We start from the raw sequence: 21,970 nt of genomic DNA on the forward strand, positions 1-21,970 counted from the left end.
CGAACCGCCTTGGCCCGGGTCTGCTCGTCGTACTTACTCGGCATAGATGCCACCTTCCCAACGAAAGAGGTGCGCATCAAACCCGGGGTGGTTCACTCGCAACTGTCGCCTTGCCTGCGGTCGGTGCTGCGGGGCTCCGGCGGAGTGGTGGGTGCGGAGGTGAGTGCCTGGGGGTGATGTTGGGGCGGTGGTGGCGGGGGTGGTGGTTGGCTGTGTGGTGGGTGTGGGGGAGGACGGCCCGCGGCTGAGGGCGGCGGTTCCGGGCTTCCGCGTTCTCGTACGTGCTGAGTGAATTGCGCGGAGCCGGGCGGACGGGATCGGGTGGCTGTGTGCTTTGAGGGCAGGGTGCCTGCTGGCTACCTCTTGCCTCGCCGCCCCACCTGCCGTCACCGGATGGGGGCCGGATTTGGGGGCCTCTTGGTTGGGCTCGACTTCAGGAAGGAACGTGGCCGACTCATAGGCCTTTAAGAGCGAACAGCAGTGGTGCTCGTCAGGTGGTGAAGGTGATGGCGGTGGCTGGGTGGGTTGTGTTGGGTTGGTCGCCTAGGGACCAGGCGGCGACTCGGGAGACGGTGTGGGCGGGGATGGGGTCGCTTAGGCCGGGTACGGCGGGGATGTTGTAGGTGGCGTGGGCGTCGTGGGGGAGGGTGACGCGGTAGCCGCGGGCTAGGGCTGTGCGGGCGGTGGCGTGGACGCACATCTCGGACATGACGCCGGCGATGGCGAGGGAGCGGACGCCGGCGGCGATCAGGACTTCGCCGAGTGGGGTGGCGTCGAAGCCGTCGTCGCGGGGCTTGCGGATGACGTGTTCGCGTGGACCGGGCTTGACGGGGAGGTAGAGCTCCCAGCCGGGTGTACCGACCTCGTCGTCGGCGCCGGGTGGGCCGTCGTTTTGCAGGTGTACGACGACAGCGTTGGCCGCCCGCGCGCGGTCGAGGAGGTCGGTTGCGCGGTCGAGTAGGCGCTCGGCATCCGGTACGGCGTCGCTCCCGGATACGAAGGCGGTTTGCAGGTCCACGAGGATCAGCGCGTCGACAGGGCGCTGGTCCGTCGTGGGGGCGGAGTCAGAGTGGTCTGTGGTGCGCGGGTCGGGCATGGGGCCATCTTTGCGGGTGGGGAGCGGGGGCTCCAGGGGGTTTCTGTCGTTGCGGCATGGGATGCTGGGGGTGTGGCTGCTCGTAGGGGTTCTGCGCCGAAGTTGGGCGATGTGCTGCTGGTGACCGGGTCCGAGGGATTCCTGGCGGATCGGGCGGTGCGGTCGGCGATCGCGGCGGTGCGGAAGGAGAGCGCCGAGGTTGAGACGACGGAGCTTGATGCGTCGCTGCTGGATGTCGGCGAGTTCGCTGAGCTGACCGGGCCTTCGTTGTTCGCGACCGAGCGGGTGCTGGTGTTGCGCGCCCTGGAGAACCTGTCGGCCGAGATGGCTCCGCGCGTGATCGAGTACGCCGGTGCGCCGGCTGAGGATGTGCTGGTCGTGCTCGTGCATTCGGGCGGGCAGAAGGGCAAGGGCGTTCTCGACAAGCTGCGGAAGGCGTCGGTCACCGAGGTGGTGGCGACGGCACCGAAGGCTTGGGAGCTGCCGCAGTTCGTGTCCGGGGAGATCCGGTTGCACGGTGGGAGCATTGACGAGCGGGCCGCGACGGCGTTGGTGGACGCGGTCGGGCATGATCTGCGGGCGCTGGCCGGGGCCTGTGCGCAGTTGGTGTCGGACTCCGAGGGGCAGGCGGTGACCGCCGAGTTGATCGGGCGGTACTTCGGTGGCCGGGCGGAGGTCACGAGTTTCGCTGTCGCGGATGCGGCGATCCAGGGGCGGACCGAGCCGGCGCTGGAGCAGTTGCGGTGGGCGCTGGACTGCGGAGTGGCCGCCGTGCTCGTGACGAGCGCGATGGCGGGCGGGCTGCGCGGGCTGGCGAAGTTCTCGAGCGCGCCGAGTGGGATGCGCGAGGCGGACCTGGCCCGGGAGGTCGGCGTACCGCCGTGGAAGTTGAAGTCGCTCCGGCAGCAGTCCCGGGGCTGGACACCGGGTGGGCTGGCGACCGCGATCAAGGCGGTGGCGCAGGCCGATGCCGACGTGAAGGGTGCGTCCGGCGATGCCGGCTACGCCCTGGAGCGGATGGTCATCACGGTCAGCCGTGCCCACGGCCGCCGCTGAACAACCCCGGTACGAGGCAGCGTCCAGCCGTAAAAGGGCACGCAAAAACGATCGGCCGGTCCGGAAGACTGGCCGATCGTCAGGCGCGAATCAGAGCGAGGCGGCCTTCTTGAAGATGGCCGACTTGCGGTTGGCCGCCTGGTTGGCGTGGATGACGCCCTTGCTGGCAGCCTTGTCGAGCAGCCGACCGGCGACCTGAGCGGTCTCGGTCGCCTTGGCGGTGTCGCCGGCCTCGGCGGCCTCCCGGAAGCGGCGCACGGCCGTCTTGAGGGTCGACTTCACCGACTTGTTGCGAAGTCGCGCAGCCTCGTTCTGACGGTTGCGCTTGATCTGGGACTTGATGTTCGCCACGTGAGCAGAGCCTCGATCAGGAGTATGCGGTCAATACAGGAAAGGTGTCGCGCGCACAGGTCTGTAGCACCCGTGAGTGCGCGAAGAGCCAGATTACCAACAAGCCGAGCCTGTCACCAAACCGGCCGCGGTCGCGACTACGTTGGGTGGTCAGTCCTGCACGACGATCGGAGCAGCTGTGCCCAGTGATTTCGCTTTGAAGGCCATGAACACGGTTCACCGCGTCGTTCTCAAGCTCAGTGCGGGGAAGGCTGGGTGGCAGGCGGCGGACATGCCTGTGCTGAGGCTCACGACGATCGGGCGTAAGTCCGGCGAACCGCGGTCCGTGATGCTGACTTCGCCGTACCAGGAGGGCTCGACGATCGTGGTCGTGGCGTCTCGCGGCGGTGACGACAACCATCCGGCGTGGTTCCTCAATCTCCGCGACAACCCCGCGGTGGAGGTCACCTACCAGGGCGGACCCGTGCAGTCCATGCACGCCAGGGCCGCCACCGCGGAGGAGCGGGAGCGGTTGTGGCCGCTGGTCGTCGCCGATCACAAGAACTACGCCGGCTATCAGACCAAGACGACGCGCGAGATCCCGCTGGTGTTGCTGGAAGCCACGGACTAGCGCTCGGCGGCGGCCTTCAGGCGGTCGAGGGTGATCCGCATGTTGCGCCGGTTGATCTCGGAGCGCGGGCCGAAGGCGGCCTGCATCGGAAGCCTGACCAGGGCAGGGCGGCGGTCCGTCCAGGACTCGGCGACCGCGCAGCCGTCCGCGGTGGGCGTGAAGTCGTAGGACCACAGCGACACCTGAATCGGCCCGAAGAAGATCTCGAAGGTGAACCGGCGGCCCGGATCGGCCTCGAGCACCCGGCCCTGGGTCAGCCAGCGGGCCGCACCGACCCGGTTGCGGCCGATGAAACGAGCGCCGACGGCCGGCCCCGGCGTACCGGAATTCCACGTCACGCCGGTACATTCCGGGCTCCACTCGCCCATCCGGGGTAGATCGCTCACCAATGTATATAAGGCGTCAGCGGACGCTGCCACCGTGATGGTCTCGGTCAGATCCGGCATCGGGTTTTCCCTTGCGGTGCGATGACATCGTCGTGGCGAGCGTGACACCGCTCAGGGTGCGACGGCATACTCGGGGCCCCGTGACGCTGCTCACCACCGGCGCCGGATCAACAGCGAGCCCTCACCGTCCTGGAGGACCCTTGTCCCGCCGTACCCCGATCATTCTGGTCAGCGCGCTCGCCGCGTCGCTGGCCGGGCTGCCGCTGGTTCATGCCCAGGCAGCCGAGATTCCGGCGCTGCCGGACCCGCTGGTCAAGGAGTCGGTCACCGGCTCGTATGTCGTCCAGCTCGACGACGCCCCGGTGGCCGAGTACGACGGTGACATCGCCGGTCTGCCCGCCACCCGCGTCCCGGCCGGCGGCAAGCTGGTCAAGACCGCCGCGCCCGTCACGAGCTACGTGCAGCACCTGACACGTGAGCGCGACCAGGTCCTCAGCGCCGTACCGGATGCCAAGAAGCTCTACGACTACAACTACACGTACTCCGGCTTCTCCGCCGAGATGTCGTACGACGACGCCGTGAAGCTGGCGAAGTCGTCCGGCGTGAAGAGCGTCGAGCCGAGCGAGCTACAGCACCAGGACACCGTCGACACCCCGCGCTACCTCGGCCTGTCCGGCAAGGGCGGCGCGTGGGACCAGGTCGGTGGCGTCGACAAGGCCGGCGACGGCGTGATCATCGGTGTCATCGACGGCGGTTTCGTCCCGGAGCGGCCGAGCTTCGCGCCGATCAAGACCACCAAGGCGTCCGACGCGCTGATCGCGAAGAAGTGGAAGGGCACCTGCCAGGCCGGCGAGGAGGCCCCGCTCGTCACCTGCAACAACAAGGTGATCGGCGCCCGCTACTTCAACAAGGGCATCGGCACCCGCCCGATCCCGGAGGAGTTCACGTCGCCGCGCGACTACGGCGGCCACGGCACGCACACGGCCAGCACCGCCGGCGGTAACTACGGCGTCGAGATGTCCGTGATGGGTCGCGACTACGGCAAGGGCTCCGGGATGGCGCCGCACGCCCGGCTCGCGATCTACAAGGCGTTGTGGGCGGTCGACGCGACCGGTGGCGGTTCCGGTACCGACGCGGACATCGTCGCCGCGATCGATGCCGCGGTCGCCGATGGCGTGGACGTGATCAACTACTCGATCTCCGGCTCGGGTTCGACGTACGTGAACGCGACCGGTCTGGCCTTCCTGCGCGCCGCCAAGGCGGGCGTGTTCGTCTCCGTCAGCGCCGGTAACACGGGCCCCGGTGCGGCCACGGTCGGCAAGACCTACCCCTGGGTGACGACCGTTGCCAACGGCACCCATGACCGCGACATCCAGACCACCGTCACGCTTGGCGACGGCAGCAAGTACACCGGCGCCGGCATCGGCGCGGGCGTCGCGAGCTCCCCGGTGATCCTGGCCAAGGACGCCGGTCTCGCCGGTGCGAACCCGACCAACCTGGTCCTCTGCCAGGCGGGCACGCTCGACCCGGCCAAGGTGGCCGGCAAGATCGTGGTCTGTGACCGGGGCGTCAACGCCCGCGTCGACAAGAGCGCTCAGGTGAAGGCGGCCGGCGGTGTCGGCATGATCCTGCTGAACATCACCCCCGGCACGCTGGACTCCGACCTGCACACCGTCCCGTCGGTGCACCTGGACGAGAAGGCCGCCCCGGCGGTCAAGGCCTACGTGAGCGGTACGGCGAACCCGACCGCCACGATCAGCGCCGGTACGCCGGTCAAGGTCAACGCACCGAAGGTCGCAGCCTCCTCCAGCCGTGGTCCGTCCCCGGCCGGGAACGGCGACCTGCTGAAGCCGGACATGATGGCGCCGGGTACCAACGTGCTGGCCGCGACGACCTCGTTCGCCGCGAACGGCGGCGAGTACGCCTTCATGAGCGGTACGTCGATGTCCACTCCGCACGTCTCCGGTATCGCTGCCGTGCTGAAGAGCAAGCACCCGGACTGGTCGCCGATGGCGATCAAGTCCGCGCTCGCGACCACGGCCACCGACAAGGACACCGTCGGCAAGCCGATCCAGAACGACTCCGGTACACAGGCCACCCCGTTCGGGTACGGCGCCGGCATGGTCCAGCCGAAGAAGGCCATGGACCCGGGCCTGGTTTACGACTCGACGTACACCGACTGGGCCAAGTTTGTCTGTGGATCTGGTGAGGTGGCCGCCACCCACGAGCTGTGCGCGGGCGGCAAGATCGACCCGAGCGACCTGAACTACCCGACCGTCGCGGTCGGCGACCTGGCCGGCAAGCAGACCATCACGCGCACCGTGAAGAGCGTCAGCAAGCTGCCCGAGGTCTACTTCCCGAAGGTCGAGGGCGCGACCGGGCTCAAGGTGACGGTGTCGCCGAAGCTCCTGGTCATGCTCCCGGGCAAGAGTGCGACGTACAAGGTCACCATCGAGAACGCCGGTGCGCCGCTCGAGCAGTACTCGTTCGGCCGGCTGACGTGGAAGTCGGCCTTCCATAGCGTGTCCAGCACGCTGGCGGTCAAGCCGCTGACGGTGAAGGCGCCGGTGCAGGTCAAGGGCACTGGCGTGAGCGGTTCGGTGCAGGTGCCGATCACGGCCGGCTACACCGGCACGCTGAACACCAGCTCGGTCGGCCTGACCGCGGCGACGGTCGACGAGACCGTCATCAAGAAGGCAGGCGGCGTCTCGTTCCCGACCACCAACCCGCAGCCGAACGACCACGTCGCCAAGATCACGGTGAACATCCCGGCCGGCACCAAGTACGCCCGGTTCTCGACGTTCGACGCGGACTACCCGGCGGCCACTGACGTCGACGTGTACGTCTACAAGTCCGGTACGACGGCTGTGCTCGCCAACAGCGGCGGCGGTTCGGCCGAGGAAGAGGCGAACCTGGTTGCTCCGGCAGCCGGCTCGTACGACGTCTACATCGACTACTTCGCCGGTGCCGACAACCAGACGGTGAAGCTCAACCACTGGGCGCTGACCACGGCCGAAGGCAACCTGACGGTCACACCGGCCGCTCAGCCGGTCACGACGGCGGCGCAGACCACGGTCACGGCCAGCTGGACCGGCCTGACCGCTGGTACCCGCTACCTGGGCCAGCTCGCCTACACGGACGGCGGCACGGGCTCCGGCTCCACCGTGGTCCGCGTAGACAGCTAACGCACCAAACGAAAGGGCGCTCCCACCAGCACGGTGGGAGCGCCCTTTCGTCGTGTTCAGGGTCGAGCGAGGGTGATCTGGTTGCTCTTCTCCGTGCGGAGCAGCTTGCATTCACCGGTCGTGATCTCGCAGCGGAACAGCCGCTGCGGTCCCGTGGCGTCTTCCGCCCGGCTGACGAGCAGCACCTTGGTCGCGTCCTCGAACACCGGGCGCGGCGCGTTCTCGATCCGATCCGGTACGTCGAGCTTGGTGGTCTTCCCGGTGGCGACGTCGATGGTCAGCTTGCTCGTGGTGTTCACCACCTTCTTGCCATCGGGCGACAGCACCGCGGACAGGCCCAGCACGGCTTGCTCGCAGTGCTCGCGCTGAACCTCGATCGCGCTGCCCCGGAGGACGCCGATCTGCAAGCACTGGTTCTGCGTGGGCTCAGGGCTTGTGGTGTTCTTGAAAGTCTCGCCCTTTTTCGGTGCCGTCTGCTGGGGCCTTGTCGAGACGACCACGATGTCCGAGTCCGGAGTTGTCGTGATCCCGGCGTAGCCCTTCGGGACCTGCACCGAACGGGCCGCCTTCTCGCCCGGCTTCCACAGGTACAGCCGATCGGTGGAGAACGGATCGCCGGAGTCGAGCCAGATGCCGTTCTTGTTCCAGCTCGTCGCACCGGCACCGTTCGGAGGCAGCGGAATCGAGGCGACCTCGGCCCCGCTCGCGAGGTCGTGGACGACGACCCGGGCGGACTTCGTCGGGTAGGTGGTCATCGCGACCTGCTTGCCGTCCGGAGACAGGATCGGACTGAGAGCCTGCTTCGGGCCCAGGCGCTGGAAGCTTCCGTCGGTCTTCAGGATGCCGACGTGCGGTTGCACCGTCGGGCCGTTCTGCACGAAGTAGGAGGTCAGCCAGCCACCGGCGACGCGCGCTTCGACCGGGGTGAGTTCTTTTGGCAGCCGGACGGTGCGGGTGCCGTCGTACACGGTGCCCTTGGCGTTGACTCCGGTGGTGATGGTGTATGGCACCTTCGGCGCTGCGTCCGTGAGCGGAGCGGGGCGACCGGCTGGGTCTGCCTTGTCGGCGTTGAGGTGGGTGAGGCCCGTGACCGTCAGAGCCAGTACGGCGGCAACTGCGGCGGCGGTGGCGAGCATCGGCCAGACGGGCCGGCGGTGGGTGGTTTCGGCGAGCAGGCCGGGGCCTTGGTCGTTGGCCGGGATGGTGGCGGCCTTGGTGTCCAGGTAGTCGCGGAGGCGCGATTCGGTGTCGTTCATCGGAGTTCCTTCAAGCGGTCGGTCAGCGTCGCTAGGCCGCGGGAGGCGTTGGAGCGGGCGCTGGACTCGCCGATGCCCAGGAGCTGGGCGATCTCGGCGAACGGAAGGTCTAGGTAGAAGCGGAGGACCAGGACCTCGCGGTTCCGGGTGGGCAGGGCCTGCAGTGCCCGTTGCACCTGGAGCCGCTCCTCGCCGAGTACGGCGTCGCTCTCGGCGGAGGCGTTGGGGGCCTGGTGGGGTGGAATGTAGAGCCGCGCGACCCGGCGGCGGCGCAGGACCGAGCGACTGCGGTTGAGTACCGCGGTGCGCAGGTATCCGAGCGCTGCTGTCGACTCCTTCAGCGGCCAGTGCCGGTACAGGTTGGTGAAAGCCTCCTGTACGACGTCCTCTGCCGCCTGCCGGTCGTCCATCACCAGCACGGCCAGGCGGACGAGCCCCGCCCAGTGCTGCTGATAGAGCGCCGACACGGCGGTCTGCGCGTCATCACGCGCCAGCGCCCGGGCAGGGCCGCTGATGCTCACCATTTGATTCGTCACACCCCCAGAGACGCCCGTCCCCCGAAAACGCTGCTACCCGAGCCGCTCCCGCACCCACTCCAGGTGGACGAGCGCCTGCTCCCGCTGCCACGCCCGGATGGTCGGCAGGCCTGGCGGGGCCTCCTGAGCCGCTCCCCACCACTGGCCGCCCGCGATAGCGGCCATGAACCCGGTGATCGCGGGGTCGTCCGGCAGGGCCGGCAGCCGCACCGGACTGGCCCGCATGTCGGCCTGCAGGATCACAGTGTCGGTCCAGCGAGGGCCAAGGCCCGGGTGCGCCCAGTCGATGAAGACCACCCGGTCGTCGGTCAGGATGATGTTGTCGGCCCGCAGGTCGTAGTGGGCCAGCGCCTTGCCGTCGGCCATCACCCGCAGGGTGTCCTGAGCCATCGCGGCCAGCTCTTCGACCCGTCCCTCCAGCCAGTCCGGTACGGCGAGGCCGTCCGTCAGCACCTGGTCCCAGCGGCTCAGGAACTCGCGGCTCCGGACGGCGACCACAGGTGCCTCCGGCCACGGTGACGGGTCCAGGGCGTCAGTCAGCTCGGCCAGGGCGTCCAGGACGCGATCCACCTCCGGCTGCACCCAGGGGTGGGACGGGAGCCAGCCGGAGATGTCCTCGAAGAGCAGTCCGACCCAGTCACCGTCGTCGTACACGTCGAGCAGCCGGGGCGCCGACGCGAGCGGGCCGATGGCCTCGACGGCCACGATCTCCTGCCGGAACAGCGACGGCGTCTTCGGATTGAGCGCCGTACCGACGGTCTTGATGAAGGCGCGGCGGCCGGAGGCGGTGACGAGGCGGGCGGCGACGCCGGGGGAGAAGCCGCCCTGCTGGGTGGTGGCGGAGACCACGTCGGATCCGAGCGCGCCCGAGACCCAGGCCCGCACCGCGGCGGGCACCTTTTCGAAGGGTAAGCGGACTCCCGCAGCGTGTGCCATGGGTCACCACGGTAGGCGTCCCGGGTGCCGGCCGCGGCCATTTTTCAAATCCGCTGGCTCCGCATGGGATGATTGACCAGTTGTGCAGGTAGCACCACCCGAGACGAACTGGATCCCCTCCGTGCCCGCTGGCTCCACGAATGTGCCGCAGCCGGGTCGTACCGACCCGACGCTGATCCGGAACTTCTGCATCATCGCCCACATCGACCACGGCAAGTCCACGCTGGCCGACCGGATGCTGCAGATCACCGGTGTCGTCGACCCACGGCAGATGCGGGCCCAGTACCTGGACCGGATGGACATCGAGCGTGAGCGCGGCATCACGATCAAGTCGCAGGCGGTCCGGCTCCCGTTCGCCCCGAAACCGGACACCCCGGGTGGCCTGCTGGCCGCGGACGGTACGACGTACATCCTGAACATGATCGACACCCCCGGCCACGTCGACTTCACCTACGAGGTGTCGCGGTCGCTGGAGGCGTGCGAGGGCGCGGTGCTGCTGGTCGACGCGGCGCAGGGGATCGAGGCGCAGACGCTGGCCAACCTGTACCTCGCGCTGAACGCGGACCTGCAGATCATCCCGGTGCTGAACAAGATCGACCTGCCGGGCGCGATGCCGGAGAAGTACGCCGCCGAGCTGGCGCACATCATCGGCTGCCGCCCCGAGGACGTGCTCCGGGTCTCGGCGAAGACCGGTGAGGGGGTCGAGGACCTGCTCAGCGAGATCGTCGCGCAGATCGAGCCGCCGAAGGGCGTCAAGGACGCGCCGCCGCGGGCCCTGATCTTCGACTCGGTCTACGACACCTACCGCGGCGTGGTCACCTACGTCCGGGTGGTCGACGGCGAGCTGACGCACCGCGACCGGATCAAGATGATGTCGACCGGTGCCGTGCACGAGATGCTCGAGGTCGGCGTCATCTCCCCGGAGCCGATGAAGTCGAAGAGCATCGGCGTCGGCGAGGTCGGCTACCTGATCACCGGCGTGAAGGACGTCCGCCAGTCCCGGGTCGGTGACACCGTCACCGCCGCGATCCACGGTGCGACCGAGGCGCTCGGCGGCTACAAGCACCCGCAGCCGATGGTGTACTCCGGGCTGTTCCCGATCGACGGCGACGACTACCCGACGCTGCGCGACGCGCTGGAGCGGCTGCAGCTCAACGACGCCGCGCTGCAGTACGAGCCGGAGAGCTCGGGCGCGCTCGGCTTCGGCTTCCGCTGTGGCTTCCTCGGCCTGCTGCACATGGAGATCGTCCGCGAGCGGCTCGAGCGCGAGTTCGACCTGGACCTGATCTCGACCGCGCCGAACGTGGTCTACCGGGTCGACATGGAGGACGGCAAGGAGTTCGTGGTGACGAACCCGAGCGAGTTCCCCGAGGGCAAGATCGCCGACATCTACGAGCCGGTGGTGCGGGCGACGATCCTGAGCCCGAAGGACTACATCGGCGTGATCATGGAGCTGTGCCAGACCAAGCGCGGCAACCTGCTCGGGATGGAGTACCTGTCCGAGGACCGGGTCGAGCTGCGCTACACGCTGCCGCTGGCCGAGATCGTCTTCGACTTCTTCGACCAGCTGAAGTCGAAGACCAAGGGCTACGCCTCTCTCGACTACGAGCCGACCGGTGAGCAGGCCGCGGCGCTGGTCAAGGTGGACATCCTGCTGCAGGGCGAGACGGTGGACGCGTTCTCGGCGATCGTGCACCGCGACAACGCCTACGCGTACGGCGTCTCGCTGGCCGGCAAGCTCAAGGAGCTGATCCCGCGGCAGCAGTTCGAGGTGCCGATCCAGGCCGCGATCGGGTCCCGGATCATCGCCCGCGAGTCGATCCGCGCGATCCGCAAGGACGTCCTCGCGAAGTGCTACGGCGGTGACATCACCCGCAAGCGCAAGCTGCTCGAGAAGCAGAAGGAGGGCAAGAAGCGGATGAAGATGGTGGGCCGGGTCGAGGTCCCGCAGGAAGCCTTCATCGCAGCCCTCAAGACCAACGAGCCGGCGGAGAAGGCCAAGAAGTAGGTGCCCGCCATCGACATTCCGGCCGGTCTGCAGGTCGTTGCCTCGCGTGGGCAGGACTGGGCGGACTGGCTGGATCGGCTGCCGCGGTTGACCCGCGACCTGCTCGACGAGTGGGGACTGCGGGTCGACGGCGCGTCGGTGCACGGCGAGTGCGCGCTGGTCGTTCCGGTCCGCACCGGCGACGGACAGAGCGCCGTACTGAAGGTGCAGTTTCCGCACTGGGAGGCTGAGACCGAGCACCTCGCCCTGCGCGACTGGGCTGGGAACGGCGCGGTCCAGCTGCTGCGGGCGGATCCGCGGCGGTTCGCCTTGCTGCTGGAGCGGTTGGAGCCACGCGACCTCACCTCGCTGCCTGTTCTCGACGCGTGCGAGCTCGTCGGTACGACGTACCAGCGGCTGCATGTGGTCGCCGGCCCGCAGTACCGGACGTTGTCGGGGGAGCTGAAGCGGTGGCTGGAGCGGTTCCGGCAGCTGCCCGCATCGGCGCCGGTCCCGCACCGGTACGTCGAGCAGGCGATCTCGTTGTCCGAGGACTTCGTGTCGGACCCGGCCACCGACGGCCGGTTGATCCACTCCGACCTGCACTACGCGAACGTGCTGGCCGCCACTCGGGAGCCTTGGCTGGTGATCGACCCCAAGCCGCTGTCCGGTGATCCGCACTTCGAGGTCGCACCGCTGGTCTGGAACCGTTGGGATGAGATCACCGGTGACCTCCGCTTCGCCGTACAGCAGCGCTTCTACACCGCGGTCGACGCAGCCGGCTTCGACGAGGAACGCGCCCGCAACTGGGTGATCGTCCGCCAGATGCTCAACGTCCTCTGGGCCCTGGAGAGCGCGACCTCCGACGAGACTCTCCCGCAGGACTGGGTGACCCGCAACATCGCCATCGTGAAGGCCGTCCAGGACTGAGGCCTGTGAGGTGGGGCACGGTTGCTTCTGGTTGGTAGTCGCCAGCTACTAGCTTGAAAGCATGTCGCCGATGAGGGCCTCGCGGGCTCTGGCTCCGGTGGTGGTGTGCATCAGCCTGGTGGTGGCGGTCGGCGGAAGCCTTGGCTCGCCGCTGATCACAGCGGTCGCCACCCAGTACGGCGTTTCGCTGGCGGCCGCGCAGTGGACACTGACGATCGCGTTGCTGGCCGGTGCAGTAGCAACGCCGGTGCTGGGGCGACTCGGATCCGGGCCGCGGCGGCGCGGCGTCGTACTGGTGACTCTTGGCATCGTGCTGACGGGCAGTGTGCTGACCGTGCTGCCGTTGCCGTTCGCGTTCTTGCTGGCCGGTCGCGCTGCGCAGGGGGCGGGGCTGGGGTTGACCGCGCTGATGATGGCGACCGCTCGCGATCACCTCGATGAGCAGCACGCCGCGCGGACGATCGCCACGCTCTCGATCGCGTCGACCGTCGGTGTCGGGGTCGGCTATCCGTTGTCGGGTCTCCTCGCCGACCTGGGTGGTATCCGGGCCGCCTTCGCTCTCGGCCTCGTCCTCACCGCGGCGGCTCTTGTCGCGGCCGTGATCGTCCTTCCGGCGGCACCGCCACGGACCGCCAGTCGCGTCGACATCCCCGGCGTACTGCTGCTCACAGTTGCGTTGATCGCCCTGCTCCTCGTCATCAGCCAGACCGCGCTCTGGCACGAGCACACCGCGCTCGCCGTGGCGATCCTGGTGTTCTCGCTGGTCATGTTCGCCGTGTGGACATTCGTCGAACTGCGCACCGACAAGCCACTGGTCGACGTACGGCTCCTGCGGCATCCCGCCATCGCCGTCGCCAATCTCGTGATGCTGACCGGTGGCGTCGGCATGTACCTCCTGCTCAGCCTGATCAACCGCTACGTCCAGACACCGGCCGCCGCCGGCTACGGCTTCGGGCTGAACACCTTCCAGGCCGGACTCGTGCTGGTGCCGTTCTCGGTCCTGGGGTTCGCCGCCGGGCGGGTGATGCCCCACCTGCGGAGCCGCTTCGGCGCGCGATCGTTGCTCGCAGCAAGCACCGCGGTCGTCCTCGCGGCCTTCTTGCTCTTCGCGCTCGCCCGCGGTCACCTCGTCGAGCCGGTGCTCGCGATGAGCATCCTCGGTATCGGCGTCGGCTCGTTCTCCGCCGCGATGCCGGCCGTCATCCTGGCCGCGACCCCGGCGGCCGAGACCGCGAGCGCGATGGGCGTCAACCAGGTCGTCCGCAGCGTCGGCTTCTCCATGGGCAGTGCGCTCGGCGGGCTCATCCTCGCTGCCCACACCACCGCCGTCTTCCCCAGCGAAGGCGGGTACGGCGCCGCCGCCTGGACCGGGGCGGTCACCACGACCGTCACCCTGCTGATCGTCGCGGTGCTGTACCCGAAGCGCACCTAAAACACTGGTCCCAGCCCGGCGATCGGAGGAGGATGCCGGTATGCGCGTGCTGACGGTGAATGTGGTCGAGGAACTGATCCCGGGTCCGAAGGAGACGGGGCTGACCGCGATCGACAAGCGGCCGCAACCAGGACGCGTCGCGGTGGGAGAGCGCGGCCTCGCCGGTGACAGGGTCTGCGACACCGCGAATCACGGTCGCCCGGACCAGGCGCTCTACGTGTACGCCGAGGAGGACGCCGACTGGTGGTCCGGTGAGCTCAGCCGGGAGATCCCCAGCGGTCTGTTCGGTGAGAACCTCCGGACCGAGGGCCTCGACGTCACCGGGGCACTGCTCGGTGAGGTCTGGCGCCTCGGCGACGAGGTGGAGGTGATGGTCCGCGCGCCTCGCATCCCGTGCATCACGTTCCAGCACCGGATGGCCGAACCGCGATGGAGCAGGCGGTTCCACCAGGCGGGGCGTCCCGGGGCCTACCTCCGCGTCCTCCGCACCGGATCGATCGCGGCCGGCGACGCGATCACGATCCTCCACCGCCCGGACCACGAGGTGACCATCGGCCAGTTCTTCGGCGAGCAGAGCCCAGCGAAGATGCAGGCCATGCTCGATTCCGGCGTCGACCTCTGGGACGAGATCCGCGACACCGCGCGCCGGATCGCCGCCCGCCCCTAACGTCCGAAAAACCGGAGGCGGGCCCTCCGATCCTTCGGACGTTAGCGCGATGGGGTGGTTAACGTCCGAAAGACCGGAGACGGGCCCTCCGATCCTTCGGACGTTAGTGGGGTGGGGTTAGGAGGTGGTGAGTTTGTCGACGTTGGGGCCGCCGTTGGCGGTGGTGGCGACGGCTTTGATCTTGTTGCTTCCGGCAATCAGGTTGACGGTGAGGGTTTTGGTCTGCCAGGCGGTCCAGTCGCCGGTTCCGGCGAAGGCGAGTCCGGGGGAGACCGTCGTACCGTTGACTGAGACGTCCATCGGCCGGTTGACCGTCGTACCGTTGGCGTAGCGCAGTTCGATCGTGGCCGGGCCGGCCGTGGCCGCGTTGACCGTCCACTCGACTGCACTGCCGACCGCGTTGTCGTAGTTCACGAAACCGCGTCCGGTGAAGCCCTCATGGTTGGACTCGACGACACCGGCGGTGATGGTCGCGTCCTCCGCCTCGTAAGCGACAGGCTGCGGGTCCGTGGGCCCGCCGCCGTTGCCCGGGACGGTCTGCGTGGCCGTGTTCCATCCGGTGATCCGCACCGACGGTGAGGCACCCTTCAGATCAGATGTCCGGTACGTCGCTCGCAGCACGGTCGTCTCGCCAGGCCACAGGGATACCGCGTTGTCGTTCCACTGAACAGGCAGCACCGGCTTACCGCCAGCCACCACATGCGCATCAAGGTAGAACGCCGGCGTCTTCGCGGTCGACGTGTTCTTCAGCGTGACCGTGGTGATCGTGTTCTCGCCGGAGGTCGTCGTCGAGGCGTTGGCCGAGACCGGCGCCTGGGCGAGCGTCGACAGACCCTTCAGATCGGCGTAGCTGGTCGTCGGCGTGTAGTACCAGTCGGTGCTGTTCCAGTCGAGCGTGTCCGCCTTCGTGGACAGCCAGTAGATGTTCCGGCTCACCTCGGTACCCGACGAGTTCGTCAGTACGAGCTTCGCCAGGTACGTCGTCGACAGCCCGCTGACCGCGGGGATCGTCAACGCCGTCGCCTTGCCGCCGTCACCGGGCACCGTGACTCCGGCTGACTGCGAGAACTTCTCGGTCCCGTCGATGTTGTAGAGCTTGACCGACGCCGTCAGCCCCGACGCGGCCGCGTGGTTCTGGTTGATGACGGCAACGGACTTGGTGTCGTAGGAGTACTGGATGTGCAGCGGCTCGTTCGCCTTCTTGGCGCCGTAGTACGCGCCGTTCTGATCGAGATAGGCGTCGAAGAGCTGCCAGTGCAGGGATGTCCAGCCACTGTTGAGCATCCAGTAGATCAACCCGGTCGACGGGTTCGACGAGTCGGTGAAGTTGCGGTTGTGCGACTCGAACTCGGCGCGCACATTCTCGTACGCCGCGAGCTGCGCCTTCTTCACGTAGTCGTTCAGATCCGTCGGAGCGCCGTACCGGCCGGAGAGCGCGTTGCCGAACAGCTTCAGGTTGCCGAACGTCGACGACTCGGAGCGGTGGTACTGGTTGGCCGCGGGGTTCTTCCAGAGCACGTCGAGCTCGGCCGGGGTCAGCATCCGGTTCAGGGTGTCGAGGGTCGGGATGTCCGGTCCGGCCGAGGTCTCGGAGTTGAAGCTCCACGCGCCGCCGGAGTCGCTGTGCGCCTTGTCGTACCAATAGTTCGGCGGGATCCAGTCGTACGGCCCGTTCATCTTCATGCCGGACGTGCCGAGCTGCGGGGACGACTTCGCCGAGGCCGCCGAGATGATCGGCGTCTGCCAATCGGCCGCGGTCAACGCGTCGAGGTAGCCCTTCTCCTTCTCCGCGGTGGGCGCGAAGTCACTGCCGATCAGGAAGGTGAAGACGCTCGGATGGTTGCGCAGCCGCTCCGCCTCACCGGTCATCGACCGCTTGGCGACGTCCTTGTCCTCCGCGCTCCACGAGCTGCTCTCCCACTTGTCGCAGCATTCCCAACCGGGCATGGTCAGGACGCCGAGCTGGTCGGCCAGATCGAAGAACTCGTCGTTCTCGATGTGCCCTTCCAGACGAACCGTGTTGAGGCCCAGATCCTTGACATACTTGAGCTTGTCGGCTGCAGCGGTCGCATCCCAGCGCAGGAACAGGTCCGGCGAATAACCGCCACCCTTGACCAGGAACGGTCGCCCGTTGATCGAGTACGCCCGGCCGCCGCTGCTGTTCAGTGGCGCCTTCACATCCCGTACGCCGAACTTCGCCGTCGTACTGTCGGACGCCGTACCGCCGATCGACGCGGTCAGATCGATCGCGTAGAGCGGCTGCCCGCCCATCCCGGCCGGCCACCAGACGTTCGGGTTGTCCAACCCGATGGTGGCGAACGTGACGGTCTTCTTCTCCTTGGCCGCCAGCGCAACAGACTGACTGACCGGTACGCCGGCCACCGTGCCGCTGACCGTGGTCGTCACGGCGGCCGCGGAATCGTTGCGGACGTCAACCTTCGGTGCCAGGTCCACATGGTTCAGGGACGGAACCGTCAGCTTGGTGACGACGTGCGCGCCGCGTAACGCGACGGCACCACTTCGCCGTACCAGGACGTCTCTGACGATGCCCATGTTCTGATCCGGCGGGGTCTGGGCCCAGTCGATCCAGCCCATCGTGAGATCGCGCTTCGGATCGTTCGGATAGACCTTGAGTGCGATCGTGTTGCTGCCGGCATGCACCTGCGCGGTGATGTCGAGGTCGTTGCGGGTGTAGGCGCCGACCACCTGGTTCTTGTCGGCGACCCGGACGCCGTTCACCCAGACGTCGGCGCGGGACAGCACGCCGCTGAAGTCGAGGTAGGTGCGCTGGCCGGTGTCGGCGAGCTGCAGCTCCGAGCGGTACCACCACGGCACGGTGAACTGCGCCTTGTCGACGTTCTTCATGTTCGTCGAGAAGAACGGGTCGGGGTACTTGTTGTTCTGCAGGAGCCCGGCGTACACGGTCGACCGGGAGGAGACCGGCAGCCAGCCCGAGGTCGGGAAGCCGGGTTTGGTGACGGCGGAGTCGTCGGAGACCTGCGCGGAGGTCTGTAACAGGAAGCCAGGGATGGGACTGACCGAGGCAGCAGCCGCGGCGACACTGGTGGTCGGTGGCACAAGGCATCCGACGACCAGCGCACCGGCGAGCAACCAGCGGAGAGGAGATTTCATGGGCGATCCTCTGCACGAATGGTTAGGAAGGTTTCCTAACTATAGGCGCACCGCTACGGCTCCCGATAGCCCAGCGCGGCGGAGATCTTGCGGGCCGCCTCGGTCGCCGCGGGCGCCATCAGCGCCACCTGGGCGATCGATTGTTCGAGGGACAACGTGGAAATGCTGACCGCGGCGATCGCCAGCGCGGTGTGGTCGTGGATGACGGCGGCCACGCAGCGAATACCCGGCTCGTTCTCCTCGTCGTCCAGCGCGTAGCCGCGAGCACGGACCTGCGCGAGGTCGGCCTTCAGGCCGGCCGCCGTCGTGTGGGTGAGGGGAGTGCGGGCGGGCAGGCCGGTCCGGGTGATGTGCGCGTCCAGGGCCGCATCGTCCTTCTCGGCCAGCAGCGCCTTGCCGATCCCCGTGCAGTGCAGCCAGAACGCCTTGCCGACCCGGGACGGCATCCGGTACGGCTTGGGGCCGTCCAGGCGGGCGACGTAGATCGCCTCGTCGCCGTTGAGCAGGCCGACATGTACGGTGCAGCGGGTCTGGGCGACCAGGTCCGCGAGCACCGGGCGCGCGACGGTGGCCAGGTCGACGTTGGTCAGGGCGTGCCCGGCCAGCCGGAGCGCCTTCGGGCCCGGATGGTACGAACCGTCGTCGGCCTGCGCGACGAACTCGTGCTCCACCAGCGACGCCATGATCCGGTGCACGGTCGACTTGGCCAGCCCGGTCGCGTTCACCACGTCGGTGAACCGCGAGTGTTCCAGCACGGCGTCCAACACCATCAGCGTCTTGTCGATGGCCGAGGGCGAACTCATGTCGGACATCCTGCCACTCCTTATCTCGCCAGCCAGCCGCCGTCGACCGCGAGGATATGGCCGTTGACGTAGTCCGCCGCTGCGGAGGCCAGGAAGACCGCCGCACCGACGAGGTCATCCGGCCGCCCCCAGCGACCGGCCGGGATGCGGGACCGGATCGCGGTCTCGCGTTCCGGATCGGCCCGCAGGTCGGTGGTGTTGTCGGTACTGATGTACCCCGGGGCGATCGCGTTCACCTGAACGCCGGCCGCCCCCCATTCGTTGGCCAGCGCCCGGGTCAGTCCCGCGACCGCGTGCTTGCTGGCAGTGTAGGCCGGAACCGTGATCCCGCCCTGGAAGCTGAGCAGGGACGCGATCGTGACGATCTTCCCGGCGCCTCGCTCGACCATCGCGGCCCCGACCGGCCGGGTCACCGCCCAGGTCGAGTTGAGGTTCACGTCGAGCACGTGCCGCCAGTCCGCCGTACTGGTCCGGGCTGCCGGGCTGCGGCGGATGGTGCCGGCGTTGTTGACCAGGATGTCGATCCGCCGGGTCCCGGCCAGCTCGATCGCGGCCGCCTCGACGGCGTCCGGGTCGGCGAAGTCGGCGGTCACGACGGTGGCCTCGCCGCCGCCGTTCTGCTTGATCGCCTCCAGCGTGTCCTCGAGCGCGGCGTCGCGGGCGAACAGGATCAGCTCGGCGCCGGCCGCGGCGTACCCGGCGGCGATCGCTGCGCCGATACCGCGCCGGGCGCCGGTGACGAGCGCCGTACGGCCTTTGAGGCTGAACGCCTCTGCTGTCACCGGAGGTCCCGGACGTCGACACCGTCCATGTCACCGAAGGCCTGGTTCTCGCCTGCCATCGCCCAGACGAAGCTGTACGACGATGTGCCGACGCCGGAGTGGATCGACCAGCTCGGGGAGATGATCGCCTGGCGGTCGGCCACGAGCAGGTGCCGGGTCTCGTCCGGCTCACCCAGCAGGTGCACGATCCGCTCGGTCTCCGGAAGACCGAAGTACAGATAGCACTCGGTACGACGGTCGTGGGTGTGCGCGGGCATGGTGTTCCAGGTGCTGCCGGCGTGCAGCGTGGTCACGCCGAGCACGACCTGGCAGCTGCGGACGCCGTCGGCGTGGATGTACTGGTCGATGGTCCGGCGGTTCGCGGTCTGCTGGTCGCCGAGCTCGAGGCGGTTACCCTCGCCGGGGTTGACCAGCGTGGTCGGGAACTCGGTGTGTGCGGCGGCTGAGAAGAGGTAGAACGCCGACCCGGCGCCCTCGAAGACCACCTCGCGGGTACCGCGGCCGACGTACAGGCAGGCGCCGGTGGCGAGCTCGTACTTGGTGCCGTCGGCGGTGATCGTGCCCGGGCCGCCGACGTTGACGATGCCGGCCTCGCGGCGCTCGAGGAAGTACTCGCTGCGCAGCTCGGGCCAGGTGCCGAGCGTCAGCGGACCGCTCGCGGGCACGGCGCCGGCCAGCACGATCCGGTCGTGGTGGGTGAGCACCGCGGTGACCGTGTCCGGCGTGAAGAGGTCGTCGACCAGGTACTGCGCGCGCAGTCCGGCGGTGTCGAGTCCGGGCACCTGGGCGGGGTGGGTGGCGTGGCGGATCTGGAGTGGCGACTGTGCGTTCACGGAACTAGGTTCTATCTCACAGAACCTCCTGTCAAACCCCCGCTGAGCAGGCGTTGAGACGTGGAACTCTCGGCAGATTTGTTCCGGGTTCCGTGTCTTGACACCGAGTTCTGTTCGATGGAACCTTCCAGTCACTCGCCCGTTGCCCTCTGGGAGGCTCCCCATGACCGCTCTGGACTGGACAGTCCTGGTCGGCTATTTCGTGCTGATGGTGGTGATCGGACTCTGGTCCCGCACCAAGATCAAGAACGTCGTCGACTACTTCACGACCGGCGGCCGGATTCCCTGGTGGCTGTCCGGCATCTCGCATCACATGTCGGGCTACAGCGCGGTCATGTTCGTCGCGTTCGCCGCCGTCGCCTACAACTACGGCATCACGGTGTACGTCTGGTGGGCCGTGTCGATCGGTGTCGGTGTCGGCATCGGTGCCTTCCTGTTCGCCGCCCGCTGGAACCGGCTGCGGGCCAAGCACGGTGTCGTCTCGCCGCTGGAGTACCTGGCCCGGCGCTACAACCTCCCGACCCAGCAGGCGCTGGCCTACTCCGGTGCCGCGCTCAAGGTCGTCGACATCGCGTCCAAGTGGGTCGCGATCTCCATCCTGCTGAACGGATTCACCGGCGTACCGATGCGGTGGGGCATCCTGCTCACCGGCGTGGTCACGATGGCGTACGCGACGCTGGGCGGTCTGTGGGCCGATGTGCTCACCGACTTCGGCCAGTTCATCATCCAGGCGGCCGCCGGGATCGCCATGTTCGTCGGCGTACTGACCCACCTGGACGGCATCCCGACGCTGTGGAAGATGTGGGACCAACTGCCCGCGGGGCACGGTTCTGCGCTGAACGGGCCCTACACGCCGGTCTTCCTGATCGCGTTCCTGTTCATCAAAACCTTTGAGTACAACGGCGGCATGTGGAACCTGGCCCAGCGCTACATGGCTGCGCCGTCCGGCTCCGCGGCGAAGAAGTCGGCGCTGCTGTCGTCCGCGCTCTGGCTGGTCTGGCCGCTCGTCCTGTTCATCCCGATGTGCGCCGCGCCGCTGCTGGTGCACCCGGGCAAGGCCGAGCAGTCGTACGTCGCGCTGTCGCAACTGCTGCTGCCGAGCGGACTGATCGGGCTCGTGCTGGCCGGCTTCTTCTCGCACACGATGGCGATGGTCGCCTCCGACGCGAACGCGATCTCCTCTGTCATCACCCGCGACCTCGCTCCGGTCCTGGTGAAGAAGGTCCGCGAGATGACCGACGAGTCCGCGCTGAAGATGGCCCGGATCACCACGTTCACGTTCGTCACGGCGAGCATGCTGATCGCGATCGCCACCAACGGCGAAGGCGTCGTCCTGAAGATCGTGGTCGACCTGGTGGCCGCGACGATGGGCCCGATCGCCATCCCGCTGATGCTCGGCCTGCTGCCCTGGTTCCGGCGCAGCGGCCCGCGCGCCGCACTCGTCTCCTGGGCGATCGGACTGATCACCTGGGCGATCGTGAAATACGGTGTCGGCTCCACCGACACCACCCTGGTCGTCGCGTTGCCGTTGGCAACGTCTCTGGTCATCTACGTGGGCCTCGGCCTGCTGCTGCCGGAGCGCAAGGACGACGTCGACCACCTGCTCGACTCCCTCAACACCGACGACGACCCCGCGGAGGTCGCCGCCCGGCGCACCCCCGCTCTCAGCTGACAACCCCTTTGGAGAAAACCCCTATGCCCAACATCACCGTCGAACTCCTGTCCGGCCGCACCCTCGACCAGCGCCGCGAGTTCGTCGCCGCCGTCACCGACTCCGCGATCGCCATCCTCGGCGCCAAGCGCGAAGCCGTCCGCATCGTGTTCACCGAGATCGAGAAGTCCGACGTCGCCAACGGCGGAGTCCTCGTCTCCGACAGCTGACCGGCAGGCCGCCGCCCTCCCCTCCGCCCAGGGGAGCGGGGGCGGACCTGCATCACCCACTAACCGCCGCCCGCCATCGATGGAGCCCGCCGCCCACGCGGGAGCGTCCGG

Annotated in this window: 19 protein-coding genes; 9 read left to right on the top strand and 10 right to left on the bottom strand. The window is 68.2% G+C overall.

The genetic code is table 11. The features are described 5' to 3' along the window. Positions 1–490: 490 nt before the first annotated feature. A complete protein-coding gene (locus ACIA49_RS12220; protein WP_396377190.1) occupies positions 491–1,096 on the bottom strand; it encodes an isochorismatase family protein in 606 nt (201 codons plus the stop codon). A 72-nt stretch (positions 1,097–1,168) separates the two neighbouring features. Between ACIA49_RS12220 and holA the strand changes: the two genes are divergently transcribed. Continuing rightward, positions 1,169–2,152, top strand: a complete 984-nt coding sequence (gene holA / locus ACIA49_RS12225) for a DNA polymerase III subunit delta (RefSeq protein WP_391545410.1) — start codon at positions 1,169–1,171, stop codon at positions 2,150–2,152. Between the two features lie 90 nt (positions 2,153–2,242). Here holA and rpsT read toward each other — a convergent pair whose 3' ends face one another. Beyond that, positions 2,243–2,503, bottom strand: coding sequence for a 30S ribosomal protein S20 (gene rpsT, locus ACIA49_RS12230; RefSeq protein ID WP_396377191.1), 261 nt, complete (start codon positions 2,501–2,503; stop codon positions 2,243–2,245). Positions 2,504–2,708: 205 nt separating this feature from the next. On the opposite strand from rpsT, the gene ACIA49_RS12235 reads away from it, so the two are divergent. Continuing rightward, a complete protein-coding gene (locus ACIA49_RS12235; protein ID WP_396377192.1) occupies positions 2,709–3,113 on the top strand; it encodes a nitroreductase/quinone reductase family protein in 405 nt (134 codons plus the stop codon). Here the strand turns inward: ACIA49_RS12235 and ACIA49_RS12240 are convergent. Beyond that, the gene (locus tag ACIA49_RS12240) at positions 3,110–3,559 is read right to left on the bottom strand and encodes an SRPBCC family protein (RefSeq protein WP_396377193.1); all 450 of its coding nucleotides are present in this window, start codon (positions 3,557–3,559) and stop codon (positions 3,110–3,112) included. The two genes, ACIA49_RS12235 and ACIA49_RS12240, sit on opposite strands and share 4 nt — an antisense overlap. A 140-nt stretch (positions 3,560–3,699) precedes the next feature. On the opposite strand from ACIA49_RS12240, the gene ACIA49_RS12245 reads away from it, so the two are divergent. Next, positions 3,700–6,684 carry a S8 family peptidase gene (locus ACIA49_RS12245; RefSeq protein ID WP_396377194.1) on the top strand — a complete coding sequence of 995 codons (2,985 nt, stop codon included), beginning with the start codon at positions 3,700–3,702 and terminating at the stop codon, positions 6,682–6,684. Between the two features lie 56 nt (positions 6,685–6,740). Here the strand turns inward: ACIA49_RS12245 and ACIA49_RS12250 are convergent, their stop codons facing one another. The 3 genes from ACIA49_RS12250 to ACIA49_RS12260 are packed head-to-tail and all read right to left on the bottom strand — an operon-like array spanning position 6,741 to position 9,373. After that, entirely contained in the window at positions 6,741–7,940 is a 1,200-nt protein-coding gene (locus tag ACIA49_RS12250; RefSeq protein ID WP_396377195.1) for a hypothetical protein, read from the bottom strand. Then, positions 7,937–8,464, bottom strand: coding sequence for an RNA polymerase sigma factor (locus ACIA49_RS12255; RefSeq protein ID WP_396377196.1), 528 nt, complete (start codon positions 8,462–8,464; stop codon positions 7,937–7,939). Before ACIA49_RS12255 ends, ACIA49_RS12250 begins: the two co-directional genes overlap by 4 nt. Before the next feature lie 45 nt (positions 8,465–8,509). After that, positions 8,510–9,373, bottom strand: coding sequence for a phosphotransferase family protein (locus ACIA49_RS12260; RefSeq protein ID WP_396377197.1), 864 nt, complete (start codon positions 9,371–9,373; stop codon positions 8,510–8,512). 160 nt (positions 9,374–9,533) lie between these two features. Between ACIA49_RS12260 and lepA the strand changes: the two genes are divergently transcribed. From lepA to ACIA49_RS12280, 4 genes are all read left to right on the top strand, one after another. Further along, positions 9,534–11,420 carry a translation elongation factor 4 gene (lepA, locus tag ACIA49_RS12265; RefSeq protein ID WP_396377198.1) on the top strand — a complete coding sequence of 629 codons (1,887 nt, stop codon included), beginning with the start codon at positions 9,534–9,536 and terminating at the stop codon, positions 11,418–11,420. Further along, positions 11,421–12,329 (top strand): aminoglycoside phosphotransferase family protein, encoded by a 909-nt coding sequence (locus ACIA49_RS12270; RefSeq protein WP_396377199.1) that lies wholly within the window; start codon positions 11,421–11,423, stop codon positions 12,327–12,329. It begins immediately after the preceding gene. A 61-nt stretch (positions 12,330–12,390) separates the two neighbouring features. Further along, on the top strand, positions 12,391–13,761 hold the full coding sequence (locus tag ACIA49_RS12275; RefSeq protein WP_396377200.1) for an MFS transporter: 1,371 nt from the start codon (positions 12,391–12,393) through the stop codon (positions 13,759–13,761). A 40-nt stretch (positions 13,762–13,801) separates the two neighbouring features. Beyond that, the gene (locus tag ACIA49_RS12280) at positions 13,802–14,428 is read left to right on the top strand and encodes an MOSC domain-containing protein (RefSeq protein WP_396377201.1); all 627 of its coding nucleotides are present in this window, start codon (positions 13,802–13,804) and stop codon (positions 14,426–14,428) included. A 117-nt stretch (positions 14,429–14,545) separates the two neighbouring features. On the opposite strand, the gene ACIA49_RS12285 is transcribed toward ACIA49_RS12280, so the two are convergent. From ACIA49_RS12285 to kduI, 4 genes are read right to left on the bottom strand one after another with little or no spacing between them, the layout of a single operon-like run. Next, complete coding sequence (locus ACIA49_RS12285; protein WP_396377202.1) at positions 14,546–17,560, bottom strand: glycosyl hydrolase 2 galactose-binding domain-containing protein; 3,015 nt, start codon at positions 17,558–17,560, stop codon at positions 14,546–14,548. 53 nt (positions 17,561–17,613) lie between these two features. Then, positions 17,614–18,363 carry an IclR family transcriptional regulator gene (locus ACIA49_RS12290; protein WP_396377203.1) on the bottom strand — a complete coding sequence of 250 codons (750 nt, stop codon included), beginning with the start codon at positions 18,361–18,363 and terminating at the stop codon, positions 17,614–17,616. Between the two features lie 20 nt (positions 18,364–18,383). Further along, complete coding sequence (locus tag ACIA49_RS12295) at positions 18,384–19,145, bottom strand: SDR family oxidoreductase (protein WP_396377204.1); 762 nt, start codon at positions 19,143–19,145, stop codon at positions 18,384–18,386. Next, the gene (kduI, locus tag ACIA49_RS12300; RefSeq protein WP_396377205.1) at positions 19,142–19,978 is read right to left on the bottom strand and encodes a 5-dehydro-4-deoxy-D-glucuronate isomerase; all 837 of its coding nucleotides are present in this window, start codon (positions 19,976–19,978) and stop codon (positions 19,142–19,144) included. Before kduI ends, ACIA49_RS12295 begins: the two co-directional genes overlap by 4 nt. A 163-nt stretch (positions 19,979–20,141) precedes the next feature. Here kduI and ACIA49_RS12305 point away from each other — a divergent pair, with 163 nt between their 5' ends. After that, positions 20,142–21,650, top strand: coding sequence for a sodium:solute symporter family protein (locus ACIA49_RS12305; RefSeq protein WP_396377206.1), 1,509 nt, complete (start codon positions 20,142–20,144; stop codon positions 21,648–21,650). Positions 21,651–21,673: 23 nt separating this feature from the next. After that, the gene (locus ACIA49_RS12310; protein ID WP_145808799.1) at positions 21,674–21,859 is read left to right on the top strand and encodes a tautomerase family protein; all 186 of its coding nucleotides are present in this window, start codon (positions 21,674–21,676) and stop codon (positions 21,857–21,859) included. Positions 21,860–21,970 lie beyond the last annotated feature (111 nt).

The organism is Kribbella sp. NPDC051587, from assembly GCF_044453945.1.
Lineage (GTDB): Bacteria > Actinomycetota > Actinomycetes > Propionibacteriales > Kribbellaceae > Kribbella.